Source organism: Krasilnikovia sp. M28-CT-15, from assembly GCF_047159595.1.
GTDB lineage: Bacteria > Actinomycetota > Actinomycetes > Mycobacteriales > Micromonosporaceae > Actinoplanes.
This window is the reverse complement of record NZ_BAAGAK010000001.1, coordinates 6,405,047-6,423,474: the sequence shown is the minus strand read 5'-3', so window position 1 is coordinate 6,423,474 and position 18,428 is coordinate 6,405,047. Positions and strand designations below refer to the sequence as shown.

21 protein-coding genes are annotated in these 18,428 nt (G+C 70.2%); 16 read left to right on the top strand and 5 right to left on the bottom strand.

Features of this window, described 5'->3' with window-relative positions:
- The first annotated feature begins 71 nt into the window (after positions 1-71).
- Entirely contained in the window at positions 72-698 is a 627-nt protein-coding gene (locus tag ACMCNO_RS29380; RefSeq protein ID WP_412753852.1) for a phosphotyrosine protein phosphatase, read from the top strand.
- Here the strand turns inward: ACMCNO_RS29380 and ACMCNO_RS29375 are convergent.
- Positions 695-2,212, bottom strand: coding sequence for an SDR family oxidoreductase (locus ACMCNO_RS29375; RefSeq protein ID WP_412752676.1), 1,518 nt, complete (start codon positions 2,210-2,212; stop codon positions 695-697). The two genes, ACMCNO_RS29380 and ACMCNO_RS29375, sit on opposite strands and share 4 nt — an antisense overlap.
- A 139-nt stretch (positions 2,213-2,351) precedes the next feature.
- On the opposite strand from ACMCNO_RS29375, the gene glyA reads away from it, so the two are divergent.
- The 13 genes from glyA to ACMCNO_RS29310 all read left to right on the top strand — a co-directional run bounded on the left by glyA (position 2,352) and on the right by ACMCNO_RS29310 (position 13,394).
- The gene (glyA, locus tag ACMCNO_RS29370; protein ID WP_412752675.1) at positions 2,352-3,662 is read left to right on the top strand and encodes a serine hydroxymethyltransferase; all 1,311 of its coding nucleotides are present in this window, start codon (positions 2,352-2,354) and stop codon (positions 3,660-3,662) included.
- A gap of 71 nt (positions 3,663-3,733) precedes the next feature.
- Positions 3,734-4,135 carry a hypothetical protein gene (locus tag ACMCNO_RS29365; RefSeq protein WP_412753851.1) on the top strand — a complete coding sequence of 134 codons (402 nt, stop codon included), beginning with the start codon at positions 3,734-3,736 and terminating at the stop codon, positions 4,133-4,135.
- 206 nt (positions 4,136-4,341) lie between these two features.
- Complete coding sequence (locus ACMCNO_RS29360) at positions 4,342-4,575, top strand: hypothetical protein (RefSeq protein ID WP_412752674.1); 234 nt, start codon at positions 4,342-4,344, stop codon at positions 4,573-4,575.
- Positions 4,576-4,590: 15 nt separating this feature from the next.
- Complete coding sequence (atpB, locus tag ACMCNO_RS29355) at positions 4,591-5,382, top strand: F0F1 ATP synthase subunit A (protein ID WP_412752673.1); 792 nt, start codon at positions 4,591-4,593, stop codon at positions 5,380-5,382.
- 69 nt (positions 5,383-5,451) lie between these two features.
- Positions 5,452-5,676, top strand: coding sequence for a F0F1 ATP synthase subunit C (locus ACMCNO_RS29350; protein ID WP_412752672.1), 225 nt, complete (start codon positions 5,452-5,454; stop codon positions 5,674-5,676).
- Positions 5,677-5,704: 28 nt separating this feature from the next.
- A complete protein-coding gene (locus tag ACMCNO_RS29345; RefSeq protein ID WP_412753850.1) occupies positions 5,705-6,253 on the top strand; it encodes a F0F1 ATP synthase subunit B in 549 nt (182 codons plus the stop codon).
- Complete coding sequence (locus tag ACMCNO_RS29340; protein ID WP_412753849.1) at positions 6,250-7,071, top strand: F0F1 ATP synthase subunit delta; 822 nt, start codon at positions 6,250-6,252, stop codon at positions 7,069-7,071. Before ACMCNO_RS29345 ends, ACMCNO_RS29340 begins: the two co-directional genes overlap by 4 nt.
- An 87-nt stretch (positions 7,072-7,158) precedes the next feature.
- On the top strand, positions 7,159-8,808 hold the full coding sequence (gene atpA / locus ACMCNO_RS29335) for a F0F1 ATP synthase subunit alpha (protein ID WP_412752671.1): 1,650 nt from the start codon (positions 7,159-7,161) through the stop codon (positions 8,806-8,808).
- Between the two features lie 2 nt (positions 8,809-8,810).
- Positions 8,811-9,740 (top strand): F0F1 ATP synthase subunit gamma, encoded by a 930-nt coding sequence (locus tag ACMCNO_RS29330; protein WP_412752670.1) that lies wholly within the window; start codon positions 8,811-8,813, stop codon positions 9,738-9,740.
- Positions 9,740-11,182 (top strand): F0F1 ATP synthase subunit beta, encoded by a 1,443-nt coding sequence (atpD, locus tag ACMCNO_RS29325; RefSeq protein WP_412752669.1) that lies wholly within the window; start codon positions 9,740-9,742, stop codon positions 11,180-11,182. Before ACMCNO_RS29330 ends, atpD begins: the two co-directional genes overlap by 1 nt.
- A gap of 191 nt (positions 11,183-11,373) precedes the next feature.
- Positions 11,374-12,549 (top strand): LCP family protein, encoded by a 1,176-nt coding sequence (locus ACMCNO_RS29320; RefSeq protein WP_412752668.1) that lies wholly within the window; start codon positions 11,374-11,376, stop codon positions 12,547-12,549.
- Between the two features lie 97 nt (positions 12,550-12,646).
- The gene (locus tag ACMCNO_RS29315; protein WP_412752667.1) at positions 12,647-12,928 is read left to right on the top strand and encodes a F0F1 ATP synthase subunit epsilon; all 282 of its coding nucleotides are present in this window, start codon (positions 12,647-12,649) and stop codon (positions 12,926-12,928) included.
- 7 nt (positions 12,929-12,935) lie between these two features.
- Positions 12,936-13,394 carry a DUF2550 domain-containing protein gene (locus ACMCNO_RS29310; protein WP_412752666.1) on the top strand — a complete coding sequence of 153 codons (459 nt, stop codon included), beginning with the start codon at positions 12,936-12,938 and terminating at the stop codon, positions 13,392-13,394.
- A gap of 22 nt (positions 13,395-13,416) precedes the next feature.
- On the opposite strand, the gene ACMCNO_RS29305 is transcribed toward ACMCNO_RS29310, so the two are convergent.
- On the bottom strand, positions 13,417-13,992 hold the full coding sequence (locus ACMCNO_RS29305; RefSeq protein ID WP_412752665.1) for a cob(I)yrinic acid a,c-diamide adenosyltransferase: 576 nt from the start codon (positions 13,990-13,992) through the stop codon (positions 13,417-13,419).
- A 77-nt stretch (positions 13,993-14,069) separates the two neighbouring features.
- Here ACMCNO_RS29305 and murA point away from each other — a divergent pair, with 77 nt between their 5' ends.
- Entirely contained in the window at positions 14,070-15,356 is a 1,287-nt protein-coding gene (gene murA / locus ACMCNO_RS29300) for a UDP-N-acetylglucosamine 1-carboxyvinyltransferase (protein ID WP_412752664.1), read from the top strand.
- Positions 15,357-15,360: 4 nt separating this feature from the next.
- On the opposite strand, the gene ACMCNO_RS29295 is transcribed toward murA, so the two are convergent.
- Positions 15,361-15,723, bottom strand: a complete 363-nt coding sequence (locus tag ACMCNO_RS29295) for a hypothetical protein (protein WP_412752663.1) — start codon at positions 15,721-15,723, stop codon at positions 15,361-15,363.
- 135 nt (positions 15,724-15,858) lie between these two features.
- Between ACMCNO_RS29295 and ACMCNO_RS29290 the strand changes: the two genes are divergently transcribed.
- Positions 15,859-16,707, top strand: coding sequence for a 3-hydroxyacyl-CoA dehydrogenase family protein (locus ACMCNO_RS29290; RefSeq protein ID WP_412752662.1), 849 nt, complete (start codon positions 15,859-15,861; stop codon positions 16,705-16,707).
- Between the two features lie 39 nt (positions 16,708-16,746).
- Here ACMCNO_RS29290 and ACMCNO_RS29285 read toward each other — a convergent pair whose 3' ends face one another.
- Positions 16,747-17,538, bottom strand: coding sequence for an ABC transporter permease (locus ACMCNO_RS29285; protein WP_412753848.1), 792 nt, complete (start codon positions 17,536-17,538; stop codon positions 16,747-16,749).
- The gene (locus ACMCNO_RS29280; RefSeq protein ID WP_412752661.1) at positions 17,538-18,419 is read right to left on the bottom strand and encodes an ABC transporter ATP-binding protein; all 882 of its coding nucleotides are present in this window, start codon (positions 18,417-18,419) and stop codon (positions 17,538-17,540) included. Before ACMCNO_RS29280 ends, ACMCNO_RS29285 begins: the two co-directional genes overlap by 1 nt.
- Between the last annotated feature and the right edge of the window lie 9 nt (positions 18,420-18,428).

Below are 18,428 nucleotides of genomic sequence, written 5' to 3'. Positions count from 1 at the left end.
TGTCCGCTGGGCGGGCGGCGGCCTGAGGTGTCCGGAGTGGCGAGACATCGCATGGCAGACTTCTCGGCGTGATGCACCCGTTCACCGTGCTGCATGTCTGCATGGGCAACATCTGCCGCTCGCCGATGGCGGAACGGCTGCTGGCGCGCAGCGTCCGCGACCGGGTGGCCGTACCCGCCACCGGGGTCCGACCGGCGGCCGACGACCCCGCCGCGCGGCTGGTGCGCAGCGTCAGCGCGGGCACGGGCGGCTGGCACGAGGGCGAGGAGATGAACCCGCCCGCCGCGCGCCAGGTCCGCGCCCGGGGCGGCGTCGACACCGGGTTCGCGGCCCGCAAGTTGCTCGGTGAGCACCTCGATGAGGCCGATCTGGTGCTGACCGCGACGGCCGACCAGGTGGACTACGTCGTGGCGCTGCGGCCCGACGCGGCCGACCGGACGTTCGTGCTGGGCGAGTTCGGCCGGTTGCTGGCGGGGGTGGACCCGGCGGCGCTGCCCGCGGCGGCGGCCGATCCCGACGCGGTGTACGCCCGCGGCGTCGCCATCGTCGAGGCCGTACATGCGCAGCGCGGGGGACGGCCGCCGCAGCCCACGGACGACCTGGACGACCCGTGGGGACGCGGCGACCAGACCTTCGCGCGCATCGGCGACGAGATCGAGGACGCCGTGGTGCCGTTCACCCGCCTGCTGTTGCCCTAGCCGCGTTCGCGGGCGTGCAGCTGTTCGGCGCCGCGGGCGATGTTGCGGGCCATGCCGCTGAACACGACGCCGTGGAACGGCAGCACCCCCGCCCAGTACGCGTGCCCGGCGAGCCCGCGCGGCAGGAACACCGCCCGCTGCCGGTAGACGCTACGGTCCGGATCAGCCGGATCGGGTGCCGCGGTCATCTCCAGCCACGCCCGGCCGGGGACCTTCAACTCGGCGCGCAGCCGCAGCAGCCGTCCCGGCTCGATCTCCTCGACCCGCCACCAGTCCAGCGCCTCGCCCACCCGCAACCGGTGCCGGTCGCGGCGGCCCCGGCGCAGACCGACCCCGCCCGCCAGCCGGTCCAGCCAGCCCCGCACGGACCAGGCCAGCGGGAACGAGTACCAGCCGTGTTCGCCGCCCACGCTCTCGATGACCCGCCACAGCGCGGCCACGGGGGCATGCACCGCACGGCTGCGGTGATCGACGTAGTTGTCCCCGCCGGACCACTCCGGGTCGCTGGGTAGCGGCTCGGCCGCCGCGTCCCGCCCGGAGGCGCCGGACCACCGGGTCTCCACGTCCGCGTCTTTGATCTTGACGAGGGCCAGCCGGACAGCCTCGTCGAAGCCCAGCACCTCGCCGGGCACGTAGCCGGTGATGTCGTGTTCGTGGCTGACCGCCTCGTGGATCAGGCTGGCCACCAGCGGGCGGGCGATGGCGTTGGGTACCGGGGTGACCAGCCCGACCCAGTACGCGGACAAGGTCGGGGTGAGAGCGCGCACCGGGAGGATGATCCGGGGGCGCAGGCCCGCCACCCGCGCGTAGCGCCGCATCATCTCGGCGTACGTGAGCACGTCCGCGCCGCCGATGTCGAAGCCGCGGTGGACCTCGGGCGGCAGATCCGCCACCGCGGCCAGGTAGCGCAGCACGTCACGGACCGCGATCGGCTGCACCCGGTTGCCCACCCAGCGTGGGGTGACCATGGCCGGCAGCCGTTCGGTCAGGTAGCGCAGCATCTCGAACGACGCCGAGCCGGAGCCGATGATGACGGCCGCGCGCAGCACCACGGTCGGCACGCCGCTGGACAGCAGGATCCCGGCGACCTCTGCGCGCGAGCGAAGGTGCGCGGACGAGCCGCGCCCGGCGGTCCTGCCCGTGTCGGTGTTCGGCGACCGGTCGGGGGCGGCGGCGGTCGGCTCCGGGCCGCCGAGGTAGACGATCCGGCGCACCCCCGCCGCGCGGGCCGCCTCCGCGAAGTGCGCGGCCGCCTGCCGGTCCCGGCGCTCGAAGTCCCGCTGCCCGAGCGAGTGCACCAGGAAGTACGCGACGTCGACGTCCGCGAACGCGGCGGGCAGCGTCTCCGGGCGCACCAGGTCGCCCTGGACGATCTCCACCGCGCCCGCCCACGGCACGTCGCGCAGCCGTCGCGGGTCGCGTGCCAGGCACCGGACGGTGTGCCCGGCCTCCACCAGCCGCGGCGCGAGCCGACCCCCGATGTACCCGGTGGCCCCCGTGACCAGACAGCGCATGTCCCCACTGTGGCGCATTTGCGAGTGCACCGCGGGCAGCGAGGGCCGCGAGCACATGCCCGTTTGGCTCAGCATGCGGGGTCATCAGGCCATATGCTCGGTTCGCGGGGGCAGCGTCGCCGACGTGGGGGAGCGCGCCATGACAGCGGTTCTTGGTCGGGGTCGGGTCACCTTCTGGGGCCCGGACTTCGACGCGCTCGAACGCGAAGACCCCGAGATCGCCGAGGTGGTGGTCGGGGAGCTGGAGCGGCTGCGCGGCGGCCTGCAGCTGATCGCCAGCGAGAACCTGACCTCGCCCGCGGTGCTGGCCGTGCTCGGCTCCACGCTGACCAACAAGTACGCGGAGGGCTATCCGGGGCGCCGGTACTACAGCGGGTGCGCCGAGGTGGACCGGGCTGAGCAGCTCGGCATCGACCGCGCCAAGGACCTGTTCGGTGCGGCCCACGCGAACCTGCAGCCGCACTCCGGGGCGTCGGCCAACCTGGCGGCGTTCGCGGCGCTGGTGCAGCCCGGCGACACCGTGCTGGCGATGGGACTGCCGCACGGCGGCCACCTCACGCACGGCAGTAAGGCGAACTTCAGCGGCAAGTGGTTCCACACGGTCGGATATTCGGTACGCCGCGACACCGAGCTGATCGACTACGACGAGGTGCGGGACCTGGCCCGGGCGCACCAGCCGAAGATGATCATCTGTGGGGCGACCGCGTACCCGCGGCTGATCGACTTCGCGGCGTTCCGGGAGATCGCCGACGAGGTGGGCGCATACCTGCTGGTGGACGCCGCGCACTTCATCGGCCTGGTGGCCGGGCGGGCCGTCCCCTCGCCCGTGCCGTACGCCGACGTGGTGACCTGCACGACCCACAAGGTGCTGCGGGGGCCCCGGGGCGGCATGATTCTCTGCCGTGAGGAGCTTGCGCAGCGCATCGACAAGGCGGTCTTCCCGTTCACCCAGGGCGGGCCGTTGATGCAGGCCGTCGCCGCGAAGGCGGTCGCCCTGCGGGAGGCGGCACTGCCGGAATTCCAGACGTACGCGCGCCAGGTCGTCACGAACAGCCAGGCGCTGGCGGCCGGGCTGGCGGCCGAGGGAATGCGCCCGGTCTCCGGGGGCACCGACACCCACCTGGCCCTGGTCGACCTGCGGGACTGCGGGGTGAGCGGGCGGGATGCCGAGGCGCGCTGCGAACTGGCGCGGATCACGCTGAACAAGAACGCGGTCCCGTACGATCCAGAGCCGCCGGCGGTGGCGTCCGGTATCCGGGTGGGCAGCCCGTGCGTGACCACCCAGGGGATGCGCGAGGGGCAGATGCGCCGGATCGCGGGCCTGATCGCCGCCGCGGTGACCACGGACCCGGCGACGGCCGGTGGGGCGGTCCGGCTGCGCGACCTGGGCGACGAGGTGGCGGAGATGGCGGCGGAATTCCCGGCGTATCCGGAAGGGGTAGAGGCGTGACGGAGGAGCAGACCCGCGTGGCCGGGGTGCCACGGCAGGGTGCGGACCCGGACGACACGCCGTTGCCGGACCTGCCGCCGTTGCCCGCCGATCCGCGGTGGAAGGTCGAGCACCTGCCACTGCTGACCGCGATATCGGTGGCCCTGCTGCTGTGCGCCGCCTCGGTCGGCTTCCTCGCCGGAGGTCCCGTGGTGGCGCTGGGCGCGGCGGCCGGGGTGGCGATCGTGACCGTGAGCTACACCCTGACGACCCTGGCCCTGGCCTGGGCGGACACGGTGCGTCCCGCCCTGGTCATGCCGGTCGGGCTGGGCGCGTACGTGGTGAAGTACTCCCTGCTCGGCGTGATCCTGGCGGCTCTCGTCGGCTCGGGCTGGCGCGGCGGTGTCGCGCTGGGATGGGGGGTGGTGGCCGGAGTCGTGGTGTGGACCGCCGCGCAGGTGTGGTGGGTGCACAAGTTGTCCCGCCGGAAGTGATCTTCTGCATTGCCGGACCACTTGACGACTCGGGGATCCTGCCCGGTTCCCCGAATTGGTGATGCGTGCCGCGCGGAGTTGTCCAGTTCTGGCGCGAGGGGAGTACCGTGTCCCTCCAGTTGCGAGACCCCTATCGCCTGGACAACTGCGGTTGTGCGGGGGGTCCCGCTTAGCCTGGCCTGAGCGGCTGATAAGGTTCGGCCGTCATGACCGGTCAAGGCCCCAAACACGATCCCCGCGGTGACGACGGTCCACCCCCACCCGACTCGGGCATGGGGATGACGGCGCTCAGTTACCTCCTGACGGGCATGTTGGTGTGGGGCGGGATCGGTTGGCTGGTCGACCACTGGGTCGGGACCAGGGGCATTTTCGCCGGCATCGGCTGTGTCGTTGGTATCGGCGGCGGTGTCTACCTCATCGTGCGCCGCCTGGGCGCCTGACAGGAAAGGGCTACGGTGATCGGTCAGTCGATCGTCCTCGCGGGCGAGGTTCCGTTCCCGCCGAGCGTGGAGGACTTCTACCCGCCGAGCATCCTGCCGTGGGGACAGCATTCGGTCTGGTTCACGAAGATCACGTTCCTGGTATGGGTCTCCACCGCTGCGATCATCGTGTTCTTCCTGGTCGCCAACCGGAAGCCCAAGCTCGTGCCGACAAAGAAGCAGTGGCTCGCCGAGAGCATCTACGGCTTCGTGCGGAACAACATCTCGGTCGACATGATCGGCCCGCGTGGGGTGAACTTCGCGCCGTACCTGACGACGCTGTTCTGCTTCATCCTGCTGAACAACCTCTGGGGCATCGTCCCCTTCGTTCAGATCTCCCCGAACTCGCACATCGCCTTCCCGGCGGTGCTCGCGGTGCTGAGCTACGTGATGTTCATCTGGGTGGGCATCCGGCACCACGGCTTCGTGAAGTACTTCAAGACGGCCCTGATGCCGCCCGCGCCGTGGTTCATCCTGCCGCTGCTGATTCCGATCGAGTTCTTCTCGACATTCCTGGTGCGCCCGTTCTCGCTGGCGGTCCGACTCTTCGCGAACATGTTCGCGGGTCACATGCTGCTGTTGGTGTTCACGCTCGGCGGCTTTGCGATGATCAACGCGAACGTCTGGTTCGCACCGTTCTCGGTCGTGTCCTGGGTGATGTCGATCGCCCTGACCTTCCTGGAGTTCCTGGTCATCGTGCTCCAGGCCTATGTGTTCACGGTGCTGACCGCGAGCTATGTGCAGGGCGCACTCGCCGACGAGCACTGAGCTGTATCCCGCAACATCCCGTTGTCGTCCCGCGTGAGAGTCACGCGAGATCTCAGGAGGAACTGAAAAATGGTTCTCGCCGAAGTTGTTGGTAGCACCGCGGCCATCGGTTACGGCCTCGCGGCCATCGGCCCCGGCATCGGTGTCGGCCTGGTCTTCTCGGCCTACATCCAGTCGACCGCCCGCCAGCCGGAGTCGTCGCGTCTGACCCTGCCGTACGTCTGGATCGGCTTCGCCGTGGTCGAGGCGCTGGCGCTGCTGGGCATCGCGTTCGGCTTCATCTGGGCCGGCTGATCCCAGCCTCGACGGGAGGTGTCCTTTGATCACTTCGTTGAAGGTGCTGGCTGAAGAGCCTGCGCACAACCCGATCATTCCGTTCTGGCAGGAAGTCGTCATCGGGACGATCGCCTTCGGGCTGCTCTGCTTCGTGCTGATGAAGTTCGTCTTCCCGCAGATGGAGAAGACGTTCGCGGCGCGGGTGGACGCGATCGAGGGCGGGATCAAGCGTGCCGAGGTCGCTCAGGCCGAGGCGAACGCGCTGCTCGAGCAGTACCGGGCCCAGCTCGGTGAGGCGCGCACGGAGGCCGCTCGCATCCGCGACGAGGCCCGGGCCGACGCCGAGGCGATCCGTCAGGACGTCCTGGCCAAGGCGCGGGAGGAGTCCGAGCGGATCATCGCGGCGGGCCGCGAGCAGCTCGCGGCGCAGCGCGAGGCCATTGTGCGGGACCTGCGTTCCGAGGTCGGCACGCTGGCGGTCGACCTGGCCGGCCGGATCGTGGGCGAGTCCCTCGCCGACGAGGCCCGGGCGCGCGGCACGGTGGACCGGTTCATCGCCGAGCTCGACGCGGCCGGCTCCGCGGGCGGGCGCTGATGTCGAGCGTGACCCGCGAGTCGTACGCGGACGCGACCGACAAGCTGGCCACCACCACGGCCAAGGCCACGGCCGCGCAGCTCGCCACGACCGCCGACGAGATCCTGTCGGTGGCCCGGCTGCTGCGGGCCGAGCCCCGGCTGCGGCGGGCCCTGACGGACCCGTCGCGTAGTGCGGGCGATCGGGCGGATCTGCTGCGCTCGCTGCTCACGGGCAAGGTCGACGCCATCACGGCGGACGTCCTCGCCACGCTCGTCCGGGGTCGCTGGTCGACGCCGAGCGAGTTGTGGGACGCCACGGAGCGGCTCGGCGTCGACGCGGTGCTCAGTTCTGCGCAGCGGGCAGACGAGCTGGCCGAGGTGGAGGACGAACTGTTCCGCTTCGGGCAGGTCGTGGCGGCCAACCCCGCGCTGGCGGTTACTCTCAGTGACCCCGGAGCGCCGGTCGAACGCCGGGTTAAGCTGGTCCAGGACCTGCTCAAGGGCAAGGTCCGCGTGGCCACGGCCAAGCTGGTCGAGGTGGCCCTCGAAGGATTCGGCGGCCGCAGCTTCGAAGCGTCACTGAGCCGGCTGGTCGAGCTGACCGCGGGCAAGCGGGACCGGGAGGTCGCGTACGTGACGGTCGCGAAGGTCCTCAGCGACGCCGAGGAGCAGCGACTGGCCGGCACCCTGTCTGACAAGTACGGCCGGCAGGTCTCACTGAAGGTCGATGTGGATCCGTCCGTCATCGGCGGCGTCAGCGTCCGGGTCGGCTCCGACCTCTACGACGGCACGATCCTGCGGCGGCTCAACGCGGCGCGGCAGGCGTTCGCTAAATAGTTCTTCCCGCATCGCGCGCCGGGGACGGCCGCGAGCACAGGCCCCTCGGCGGCGGTGACGTCCCGAGCACAACAGAGAAGGCAGAGGATGGCCGAGCTGACCATCTCCTCGGACGAGATCCGGGGGGCGCTAGAGCGCTACGTCTCGTCCTACACGCCCGAGGTCTCCCGTGAGGAGGTCGGCATCGTTTCGGATGCGGGCGACGGCATCGCGCACGTCGAGGGCCTGCCCTCGACCATGGCGAACGAACTGCTCGAATTCGAGGACGGCACGCTGGGTGTCGCCCTGAACCTCGACGTCCGCGAGATCGGCGCCGTGGTCCTGGGTGACTTCGCGGGCATCGAGGAGGGACAGCAGGTCAAGCGGACCGGTCGCGTCCTCTCCGTCCCGGTCGGTGACGCGTTCCTGGGCCGCGTCGTCGACGCGCTGGGCAACCCGATCGACGACCGTGGCGAGATCGCCAACGAGAGCTTCCGCGAGCTGGAGCTGCAGGCGCCGAACGTCATGGCCCGCCAGCCCGTGAAGGAGCCGATGCAGACCGGCATCAAGGCGATCGACGCCATGACGCCGATCGGCCGGGGCCAGCGCCAGCTGATCATCGGCGACCGCAAGACCGGCAAGACCACGGTCGCGCTCGACACGATCATCAACCAGCGCGCCAACTGGGAGTCCGGCGACCCGAAGAAGCAGGTCCGCTGCATCTACGTGGCGATCGGCCAGAAGGCCACCACCATCGCGTCCGTGAAGGGCACGCTGGAGGAGAACGGCGCGATGGAGTACACCACCATCGTCGCCGCCCCGGCCAGCGACCCGGCCGGCTTCAAGTACATCGCCCCGTACACCGGCTCGGCCATCGGCCAGCACTGGATGTACAACGGCAAGCACGTCCTCATCGTCTTCGACGACCTGACCAAGCAGGCCGAGGCGTACCGCGCGGTGTCACTGCTGCTGCGCCGCCCGCCGGGCCGCGAGGCGTACCCGGGTGACGTCTTCTACCTGCACTCCCGGCTGCTGGAGCGCTGCGCGAAGCTCTCCGACGAGCTGGGCGCGGGCTCGATGACCGGTCTGCCGATCATCGAGACGAAGGCCAACGACATCTCGGCCTACATCCCGACCAACGTCATCTCCATCACCGACGGCCAGATCTTCCTGGAGTCGGACCTGTTCGCCTCGGGTGTGCGCCCGGCCATCAACGTCGGCACCTCGGTGTCCCGGGTCGGCGGTTCGGCGCAGGTCAAGGGCATGAAGCGGGTCTCCGGCCGGCTCCGCCTCGACCTGGCCCAGTTCCGTGAGCTGGAGGCGTTCTCCGCGTTCGCGTCCGACCTGGACAAGGCGTCGCGGGCGCAGCTGGAGAAGGGCGTACGCCTGGTCGAGCTGCTCAAGCAGCCGCAGTACTCGCCGTACTCGGTGACCGACCAGACCATCGTCATCTGGGCGGGCACCACGGGCCAGCTCGACGACATCCCGGTCGGCGACGTGCGGCGCTTCGAGGGCGAGCTGCTCCAGTGGCTCAAGCGGCACCGCAAGGAGACGTACACCGCGATCGAGTCCTCGAACAACCTCACCGACGAGCAGGTCGAGAGCCTGCAGTCGGGTGTGGCCGAGTTCAAGCCGCTGTTCAAGCAGGGCGACACCGGCCTGAAGCTGCACGAGGCCCCGGCCGAGGCGCTCGCTGAGGGGACCGAGACGCGCGAGACCGTGACCCGCGAGGTGCGCGGCGCCCAGGGCGAGAGCTAGCCATGGCCGGTCAGGTACAGGCCCTCCGACGGCGCATCCGCACCGTCAAGTCGACCAAGAAGATCGCCAAGGCGCAGGAGCTGGTGGCCACCAGCCGCATCGCCCGGGCGCAGGAGCGGGTGGCGGCGGCCAAGCCGTACGCGGAGGCGATCACCGGGGTGCTGACCGCACTCGCGTCGAACGCGTCCGTCGACAACCCGCTGCTCGTCCCGCGCGAGCGGGTACGCCGGGCCGGTGTCCTGCTCATCACGAGTGACCGCGGCCTGGCCGGGGCGTACAACGCGAACGCGATCCGTACGTGCGAGCAGTTGATCGCGCGGCTGCGCGCGGACGACAAGGACGTCGCGCTGTACGTGATCGGCCGCAAGGGTGTCGGCTACTACCGGTTCCGCAACCGGGCTGTCGCGGCGAGCTGGACCGGGTTCTCCGAGCGTCCGACGTTCGAGGACGCCCGGCGGGTCGGCGAGTCGCTGCTGGAGGCGTTCGTCGCCGGTGCGGACGACACGCACGAGCATCACGGTCCGGACGGCATCCAGGGCGTCGACGAGCTGCACATCGTCAGCACCCGGTTCCAGTCGCTCATGACCCAGTCGTCCGAGGCGCATTTCCTCGCGCCGATGCAGGTCGAGGACCGCGATCGCGAGCCCGGGCACCGGGCGGCGTACGAGTTCGAGCCCGAGGCCGAGGAACTGCTCGACGCGCTGCTGCCGAAGTACCTCAACACGCGGATCTACGCGGCGTTGCTGGACTCGGCGGCCAGCGAGTCGGCCTCGCGGCGCCGGGCGATGAAAAGCGCGTCCGACAACGCGGACGACCTGCTCAAGCGGTACACGCGCGAGATGAACTCCGCGCGGCAGGCCGCGATCACCCAGGAAATCAGTGAGATTGTCGGCGGCGCCAACGCGCTGGCCGCGGCGGGAAGTGATGTGTGATGACTGCTGTAGCTGAGCCCACCAAGGCAGAGACGGGCGTCGGCCGCGTCGTCCGGGTCATCGGCCCGGTCGTCGACGCCGAATTCCCCCGCGACGCCATGCCGGCCATCTTCAACGCCCTGCACGTCGAGGTGACCCTCTCCGAGGGCACGAAGAAGCTGACCCTGGAGGTCGCCCAGCACCTGGGCGACAACCTGGTCCGCGCGATCTCGATGCAGCCGACCGACGGCCTGGTCCGTGGCGCCGAGGTGTCCGACACCGGCGCCCCGATCTCGGTGCCGGTCGGCGACGTGACCAAGGGCCACGTCTTCAACGCCCTCGGCGAGGTGCTCAACGCCGACCCGAAGACGCTGAAGATCACCGAGCGCTGGCCGATCCACCGCAAGCCCCCGGCGTTCGCCGAGCTGGAGCCGAAGACCGAGATGCTGGAGACCGGCATCAAGGTGCTCGACCTGCTGGCGCCGTACGTGCGCGGTGGCAAGATCGGCCTGTTCGGCGGCGCGGGCGTGGGCAAGACGGTGCTCATCCAGGAGATGATCATCCGGGTGGCCCGCAACTTCGGCGGTACCTCGGTGTTCGCGGGCGTCGGTGAGCGCACCCGTGAGGGCAACGACCTCATCCTGGAGATGGGCGAGAGCAACGTGCTCGACAAGACCTCGCTGGTCTTCGGGCAGATGGACGAGCCGCCGGGCACCCGCCTGCGGGTCGCCCTCTCCGCCCTGACCATGGCGGAGTACTTCCGGGACGTCCAGAACCAGGAGGTGCTGCTCTTCATCGACAACATCTTCCGGTTCACCCAGGCCGGTTCCGAGGTGTCCACGCTGCTCGGCCGTATGCCGTCCGCGGTGGGTTACCAGCCCACCCTGGCCGACGAGATGGGCGAGCTGCAGGAGCGCATCACCTCGGTCCGGGGAAAGGCGATCACCTCGCTGCAGGCGATCTACGTGCCCGCCGACGACTACACCGACCCGGCGCCGGCCACCACGTTCGCCCACCTGGACGCGACCACCAACCTGGAGCGGTCCATCTCCGACAAGGGCATCTACCCGGCCGTGGACCCGCTGGCCTCCAGCTCGCGGATCCTGGCGCCGGAGTACGTCGGTGCCGAGCACTACGCGGTCGCCCGTGAGGTGCAGCGGATCCTGCAGAAGTACAAGGACCTGCAGGACATCATCGCCATCCTCGGTATGGACGAGCTCAGCGAAGAGGACAAGGTCACGGTGCAGCGGGCCCGCCGCATCGAGCGCTTCCTGTCGCAGAACACGTACGCGGCCGAGCAGTTCACCGGCGTCGCGGGCTCGACGGTCCCGCTGAAGGAGACCATCGAGGCCTTCAAGAAGATCAGCGAGGGGGAGTACGACACCTTCCCCGAGCAGGCGTTCTTCATGTGCGGTGGCCTCGAGGACCTCGAGCGCAACGCGCACGAACTGATGAAGGGCTGATCAGTCCGGTATTCTCCGTGAGCCGCGCCGAGGTTTCGGCGCGGCTCACGCGTTTCTCCCGCCGCCTGTGGCGCGTTTGATCAGGGGCTGGGCGGGAATCCGGAGGCCGATGCCGGCCCTGGTGATCGGTACTCTGGATGTCAGTCTTGCGCGGGCCTGCGACCATGTCGGGGTCGCGGGGATCGATCGGCATGGTTGGGGATCGAGTGGCGAAGAGCGGCAACCTCGGTGGATCGCCGAAGCGTGGGCGACGCACTCCGTTGTGGGCGCGTCTGTGCGCGATCGTCGGGGCTGTCCTGATGGTGGTCAGCGGTGGCCTGCTGGTGAGCGGTCAGGTGCTCTACGCCCGGTACGCGGGGGCGGTGAACCAGCAGTCGCTGTTCGGTAACCGGCCGCCCGGTGCGGCGCCGAAGAAGGTCAGCGACATCAAGGGCCCGCTGAACATTCTGCTCGTGGGCATCGACCCGCGTGACGCCAACACCGCCCCGCTCTCCGACTCGATCATCGTGGTGCACGTCCCGCCGGGCCTCAAGGAGGCCTACCTCTTCTCCATCCCGCGGGATCTGCTGGTGGAGATCCCCCCGTTCGCCAAGACCGGGTTCAACGGCGGCACCGCCAAGATCAACGCCGCGATGTCGTACGGCAGCTCCGTGGGCAACGGCAGGCACGACGTCGCACAGGGGTTCGACCTGCTGGCCAAGACGGTCAGCCGGCTCACCGGCATCCAGGAGTTCGACGCCGGGGCGATCATCAACTTCGGCGGCTTCAAGAAGATCGTGGAGGCGATGGGCGGCGTCACCATGACGATCGACCAGGACGTGAAGTCCGAGCACCTGCAGCCCGACGGCAAGCCCCGGCCGCGGCTGGCCAGGTGTGCCGACAACCAGTGCGCCCACCCGTACTACGGCCCGCAGGCGGAGTACAAGAAGGGCACGTACCACCTGGAGGGCTGGCAGGCCCTCGACTACGTCCGCCAGCGGTACGGCCTGAAGAACAGCGACTACGACCGCCAGCGGCACCAGCAGCAGTTCATCAAGGCGATGGCGAAGCAGGCGCTCAGCAAGAACGTCGTCACGAACCCGGGCAAGCTGGACGCCATCCTGCGCGCTGCCGGTCAGTCGCTGATCTTCGATGGCCAGGGGCACAACGTCGTCGACTGGGGCCTCGCGCTGCACGGCATCAATTCCGAGAACATGACGCTGGTCAAGCTGCCGGGGCACTCGGTCTTCAGTGGCAGCGGCAAGGACCGGGATTACCAGGGCGAGGCCCTGGATCCGACCGCACAGGAGTTCTTCGCCTCGGTCAGGGACGACACGATCACGTCGTTCATGGTCAGCCATCCCGAATTCATCAACCGCAACTCCTGAGCTGCGAACGTGGCGGTCGCCACCCGGAGTTCTTTCGCGTCAACGCCGTGTTTAGAATTCACCCCATCGGTTCCACCGGGCCCAACGAGGAGACAGCGTGGCCAACCAGCTGCACGTCCAGGTCGTCGCCGTCGAGGAGAAGATCTGGTCCGGCGAGGCGGAAATGCTCGTCGCCCGCACCACCGAGGGCGAGCTCGGGGTCATGCCTGGTCACATCCCGCTGCTGGGCCAGCTGAAGGAGCCCTCCCAGGTCCGCGTGAAGCTCGCGGGCGGTGAGCAGCTGACGTACGACGTGGCCGGCGGCTTTCTGTCCGTACGCGAGGACGGCGTGACCGTACTCGCCGAAAGCGCGACCGCCGCCCTCCCCGACGCGCGCTGAGCCCGGGATGCGGATTCTGGAATTCCTCGGAATCTGCGTCGTCGCGCTGCTCGTCCTGCTCCTGGCCCTGTTCCTGCGCCGTCGCCTGTTGATTCGCGGCGGCGGCACGATCGCGCTTCAGGTCCGCGTTCACAAGCTTGTCCCGGGTCGCGGCTGGTCCGCCGGGATCGGCCAGTTCGTCGGCGACGAACTGCGCTTCCACCGCATGTTCAGCTTCGCGGTCCGGCCGAAGCGCGTCCTCAACCGCCGCGAGCTCATCGTGGATCGCCCCCGGCTCCCCGAGGGCCCGGAGTGCCGTCCGATTCCGGACCACTGGGTCGTCCTGAGCTGCGCCACCCCGGACTCACGCGTGGAGATCGCCATGGCGGATTCCACCGTGACGGGCTTCCTGTCGTGGCTCGAGGCCGGCCCTCCCGGCAGCGCCGCACGCCGCCCGGTGGCCGCCCCGCGCCCCGCCGAGTACTGAGGGTCAGGCCGAGTACTGAGGGTCAGGCCCGGGCGCCGCCCGGGACCCACTTCACGTCGCCCTCGGGGTTCGCGATGCGCGCGAGGATGAACAGCAGGTCCGACAGGCGGTTCAGGTACTTGGCGGGCAGCTCGCCGGTCCGTTGCGGGTCCGTGGCGATCAGGGCCCACGCCGAGCGCTCCGCGCGGCGGGCCACGGTGCGGGCCACGTGCAGCAGGGCGGCGCCGGGAGTGCCGCCGGGCAGGATGAAGGAGTCGAGCGCGGTCAGCCGCTCGTTGTACTCGTCGCACCAGCCCTCGAGGCGGGTCACGTACGCCTCGGTGATCCGCAGCGGCGGGTACGGCGGGTCCTCGGTCATCGGGTTGCACAGGTCGGCGCCGACGTCGAACAGGTCGTTCTGCACCGCGGTGAGCACCTCGCGGACGTCCTCGGCCAGCCCGCCGAGCGCGAGCGCGACACCGAGCGCGGCGTTGCACTCGTCGGCGTCCGCGTACGCCGAGATCCGCGGATCGGTCTTCGCGGCGACCTCGTTGTTGCCCAGGCGGGTCTGCCCGGCGTCGCCGGTGCGGGTATAGATGCGGGTCAGGTGGACGGCCATGCGCCCACCCTACGGGCCGCCGCCCAGGTCACGCCGAAGGCCCCGCTGTAGGTATCGGCGGGCTCGCAAGCCCTACCATGGCCCGCGTGGATGTGATCAGGGTCAAGGGCGGGGCGCGCCTCGCCGGGGACGTCACGGTCGACGGCGCGAAGAACTCCGCGCTCAAGCTCATGGCGGTCACCCTGCTGGCCGAGGGCCGCAGCGTGGTGGAGAACGTGCCGCGCATCACCGACATCGCGATCATGGGTGAGGTGCTGCGCCGGCTGGGCTGCCAGGTGGAGCTGGAGGGCGGGGTCGCCACGATCGACGTACCGGCCGTGCCGGGCTGCGAGGCGGACTACGACCTGGTGCGCCGGCTGCGCGCGTCGATCTGCGTACTCGGACCGCTGCTGGCCCGCCGCGGCGACGTCCGTGTCGCGCTGCCCGGCGGCGACATGATCGGGTCCCGCGGGCTGGACATGCACTTCTCGGGGCTGGCCCGGATGGGTGCGGAGATCTCCGGCGAGCACGGCTTCGTCATCGCGTCGGCCCCCGGCGGGCTGCGCGGCGCGAAGATCTGGCTCGACTTCCCCAGCGTGGGTGCGACCGAGAACCTGCTCATGGCCGCGGTGCTGGCCCGGGGCGGCACGGAGATCGACAACGCGGCCCGGGAGCCGGAGATCGTCGACATCTGCGAGATGCTCACCGCGATGGGCGCGCACATCACGGGCGCGGGCACCTCGACCCTGCAGATCGAGGGGGTGGACGCGCTGCGCCCGGTGCGGCACACCACCATCGGCGACCGGATCGTGGGCGGCACCTGGGCGTTCGGGGCCGCGATGACCCGCGGCGACGTGACCGTGCACGGGGTGCGGCCGGAGTTCCTCGACATCGCGCTGGACAAGCTGGTCTCGGCGGGCGCGGTGGTCGATCCGGGGGAGAACAGCTTCCGGGTACGGATGGCCGACCGGCCCACGGCCGTGGACGTGGTGACGCTGCCGTTCCCGGGGTTCGCGACGGACCTGTTGCCCATGGCGCTCGGGCTGGGCGCGGTGAGCCAGGGCTCCTCGCTGATCACGGAGAACATCTTCGACGGCCGCTTCATGTTCGTGAACGAGATGGTGCGGCTGGGCGCCGACATCCGTACCGATGGCCACCACGCGGTCGTGCGTGGCCGGGAGCGGCTGTCGGGGGCGCCGGTGCGGGCCACGGACATCCGGGCCGGTGCGGGACTGGTCATCGCCGGGCTGTGCGCGGAGGGCATGACCGAGGTGGGTGAGGTGCACCACATCGACCGGGGCTACCCCGATTTCGTGGCGGACCTCGCGAAGCTCGGGGTGGACGTGGAGCGGGCCCAGGTCGCGGAGCCCCGGTACGGCTTCTGACACCTCACACGGCTGGGCTGCCGCCGACCAGGCGGCGGGCCTCCTCCAGCTCCTCGGCGAAGACCAGGATGAGGACCCGGCCGTCGCGGCGGTGCGCGTACGTGGCGCGGATGCCCGCGTCGGCCAGCAGTCCCCGGATGTCGTCGGCGAGTTCCGGGTCGTCCGCGATCGCCGCGGGGCCGAGCAGGCCGTAGTCGTCGCCTTTGTCGAGGGCGGCGCGGCGGCCCCAGCCACGGCCGCGCGGCCGTTCGGGCTCCTCGTCGCCGGTCCATTGCAGGCCCATCCGCCAGAAGACGGTGCCGAGGAAGCCGACCAGGACGACGGCTACGAGCGGTCCGATGAGGTACCAGCCGTCGCTCGTGGCCATGAGCACAGTCTGGCACCGGCGATCGCCATTTTCCGGGGAAATGCCCCGATAGGGACAAAGACCCGGGCTGAGCCCCCGTTAAGGCGGGGCGGCTAGGGTGAGACTCGGAAACGCACTCACGAAGGAGGGTCACACATGGCGGGTCGACTCGCGGTCATCGGTTCCGGCCTGATGGGTTCGGGCATTGCCCAGGTGGCGGCGCAGGCCGGATGGACGGTCACCATGCGGGACGTCGACGACGCGTCGCTGACCCGCGGTGTGAACGCGATCCGGGAGTCGCTCGGGCGCTTCGCCACGAAGGGCAAGATCTCCGAGGCGGACGCCGAGGCCACGGTCGGCCGGATCACCACCACGACCGACCTGGACGCGGCGGCCGAGGCCGACGTCGTGGTCGAGGCCATCTTCGAGCGCATCGAGGCCAAGCACGACGTCTTCCGTACCCTCGACAAGATCTGCAAGCCGGGTGCCGTGCTGGGCACGAACACCTCGGCCATCCCGATCACCCAGATCGCCGCGGTCACGTCACGGCCCGAATCGGTGGTGGGCATCCACTTCTTCTCGCCCGTACCGATGATGAAGCTGGTCGAGCTGGTGCGCGGTTACCAGACCTCGGACGAGACGCTCGCGAACGCCCGCAACTTCGCCGAGGAGGTCGGCAAGACCTGCGTCGAGGTCAAGCGGGACGTGGCCGGATTCGTTTCCAACCGGCTCTTCTCGGCCCTGCTGGTCGAGGCGATCAAGCTGGTCGAGAGCGGCGTGGTCTCGGCCGCCGACCTGGACACCGTCATGAAGCTGGGCTTCGGGCACGCGATGGGCCCACTGGCCACGGTCGACCTGACCGGGCTCGACGTGATGCTGAACGCGGCGAACAACATCTACCGCGACACCGCCGACGAGAAGTTCTTCCCGCCGGAGCTGCTGCAGCGCATGGTCACCGCGGGCGACCTGGGCCGGAAGACCGGCAAGGGCTTCTACTCGTACTGAGCGGAGCCGCCGGCACGACAACGCGGAGCGCGGCGGGTCTCACCCGTCGCGCTTCGTCGTCCAGCGGAACGTCGTCAGGCACAGCACCAGCGCCACCACGCACCACAGCCCCAGCACCGCCGCCACCCGGCCCAGCTCGAACGAGCCCGCCGGCTCCCGGGCGCCGAACGACGCGGGCAGGAACACCGCCCGCAGCCCCTGGCACATCCATTTGAGCGGGAACACCGCGGCGGTCTGCTGCATCCACACCGGCAGTTGGGTGTAGACGAAGAAGACCCCGGACGTGAACTGCAGGATCAGCGCGACCGGGGTGACCACGGCGGGAGCGCTGCGCCCGGTCCGGGCCAGCGACGAGAACGCCACACCGGACAGCGTGCAGGCGGTGATGCCGAGCACCGCCACCCAACCGAACGTCAGCCAGCGCCCGGCCGTGTCCGGCAGCCGCAGGTCGAACAGCAGGGTGGCCACGGCCAGCAGGATGACGGTCTCCAGCACCGCGATGAACGCCACCATCACCACCTTGCCCGCGAAGTACACCCATTTGGGCATGGGCGTGCCGAGCAACCGCTTGAGCACCCCGCGGTCGCGCTCCATCGGGATCTGGATGGCCAGCGCCTGAAAACCGACCGTCATCAGACCGGAGGCGATCATCCCGGTCACGAAGTACTGGGTGAACTTCACCCCGTCACCGATGGTGCCCTTGAAGATCGAGCCGAAGATCACGACCAGGATGGCGGGGAAGGCCAGCGTGAACATCACCTGCTCGCGGCTGCGCAGGAACTGCTTGATCTCCAGGACCCCCTGGCGGAGGCCGAGCCGTGCCGCGCCCATCATGCTCCGATCATCTGCAGGTAGACGTCCTCCAGGGTGGGGCGGGTGACCGTCAGGCCCGGCACCTCGCCCGAGAACCGCGCGGCCAGGTCGGCCACCACGGCCGTCGGCGTCGCGCTCCGCGTGCGTTCCCAGGCCCCGTCAGCGGTACGCCAGGAGACGGTTGCCAGGGCCGACTCGCGGTCCCCGAGCTGCCGTGGAGTGTCCACCGCGATCAGTCTGCCCCGGGCGATCACCCCCACCCGGTCGGCCAGTTCCTCCGCCTCGTCCAGGTAGTGCGTGGTCAGCACGATCGTCGTGCCACTCGCCTTGAGGTCGTGGATCAGCGCCCAGAACTCGCGGCGCGCCTCCGGGTCGAAACCGGTGGTCGGCTCGTCGAGGAAGAGCAGCTCGGGGCGGCCGATGATGCCCAGGGCCACGTCGAGGCGCCGCTTCTGGCCGCCGGACAGGGTGTGGGTGCGCGCGCCGGTCTTGTCGGTCAGTCCGACCCGCGCGATCACCTGCGCCGGGTCGTCCGGGTTCGGGTAGTAGCGGGCGAAGTGGCCGACCACCTCGCCGACCGTCAGGTCGTCGAACTCGCCCGTGCCCTGCAGCACGATGCCGACCCGCTGCCGCCACCGTCGGGCCTGCGCGCCGACGGCGGTGCCGCGGCCCCCGTTCGCCACCGCCGGGTCGACGCCGAGCACGGTGACCTCACCCGCGTCGCGCCGCCGGAAGCCCTCCAGGATCTCCACGGTCGTCGTCTTGCCCGCGCCGTTCGGGCCGAGCAGCGCGAAGATCTCGCCGCGCGCCACGGTCAGGTCGATGCCGTCCACGGCGACGGTCGCCCCGTAGACCTTGCGCAGGCCACGGACGCTGATCGCCGGTTCACCGTCTCCCATGGACGCCCA

What these genes read in the sequence shown, in the direction of transcription:
- ACMCNO_RS29350 (WP_412752672.1), top strand. Translation starts at nt 5,452, where the DNA reads ATGGTTCTCGCCGAAGTTGTTGGTAGCACCGCGGCCATCGGTTACGGC.
- ACMCNO_RS29310 (WP_412752666.1), top strand. Translation starts at nt 12,936, where the DNA reads ATGCGGATTCTGGAATTCCTCGGAATCTGCGTCGTCGCGCTGCTCGTC.
- ACMCNO_RS29380 (WP_412753852.1), top strand. Translation starts at nt 72, where the DNA reads ATGCACCCGTTCACCGTGCTGCATGTCTGCATGGGCAACATCTGCCGC.
- atpA (WP_412752671.1), top strand. Translation starts at nt 7,159, where the DNA reads ATGGCCGAGCTGACCATCTCCTCGGACGAGATCCGGGGGGCGCTAGAG.
- ACMCNO_RS29320 (WP_412752668.1), top strand. Translation starts at nt 11,374, where the DNA reads ATGGTTGGGGATCGAGTGGCGAAGAGCGGCAACCTCGGTGGATCGCCG.
- ACMCNO_RS29285 (WP_412753848.1), bottom strand. Translation starts at nt 17,538, where the DNA reads ATGGGCGCGGCACGGCTCGGCCTCCGCCAGGGGGTCCTGGAGATCAAG.
- ACMCNO_RS29360 (WP_412752674.1), top strand. Translation starts at nt 4,342, where the DNA reads ATGACCGGTCAAGGCCCCAAACACGATCCCCGCGGTGACGACGGTCCA.
- ACMCNO_RS29375 (WP_412752676.1), bottom strand. Translation starts at nt 2,212, where the DNA reads ATGCGCTGTCTGGTCACGGGGGCCACCGGGTACATCGGGGGTCGGCTC.
- ACMCNO_RS29330 (WP_412752670.1), top strand. Translation starts at nt 8,811, where the DNA reads ATGGCCGGTCAGGTACAGGCCCTCCGACGGCGCATCCGCACCGTCAAG.
- ACMCNO_RS29305 (WP_412752665.1), bottom strand. Translation starts at nt 13,992, where the DNA reads ATGGCCGTCCACCTGACCCGCATCTATACCCGCACCGGCGACGCCGGG.
- glyA (WP_412752675.1), top strand. Translation starts at nt 2,352, where the DNA reads ATGACAGCGGTTCTTGGTCGGGGTCGGGTCACCTTCTGGGGCCCGGAC.
- ACMCNO_RS29280 (WP_412752661.1), bottom strand. Translation starts at nt 18,419, where the DNA reads ATGGGAGACGGTGAACCGGCGATCAGCGTCCGTGGCCTGCGCAAGGTC.
- ACMCNO_RS29290 (WP_412752662.1), top strand. Translation starts at nt 15,859, where the DNA reads ATGGCGGGTCGACTCGCGGTCATCGGTTCCGGCCTGATGGGTTCGGGC.
- ACMCNO_RS29295 (WP_412752663.1), bottom strand. Translation starts at nt 15,723, where the DNA reads ATGGCCACGAGCGACGGCTGGTACCTCATCGGACCGCTCGTAGCCGTC.
- murA (WP_412752664.1), top strand. Translation starts at nt 14,070, where the DNA reads ATGGCCCGCGTGGATGTGATCAGGGTCAAGGGCGGGGCGCGCCTCGCC.
- atpD (WP_412752669.1), top strand. Translation starts at nt 9,740, where the DNA reads ATGACTGCTGTAGCTGAGCCCACCAAGGCAGAGACGGGCGTCGGCCGC.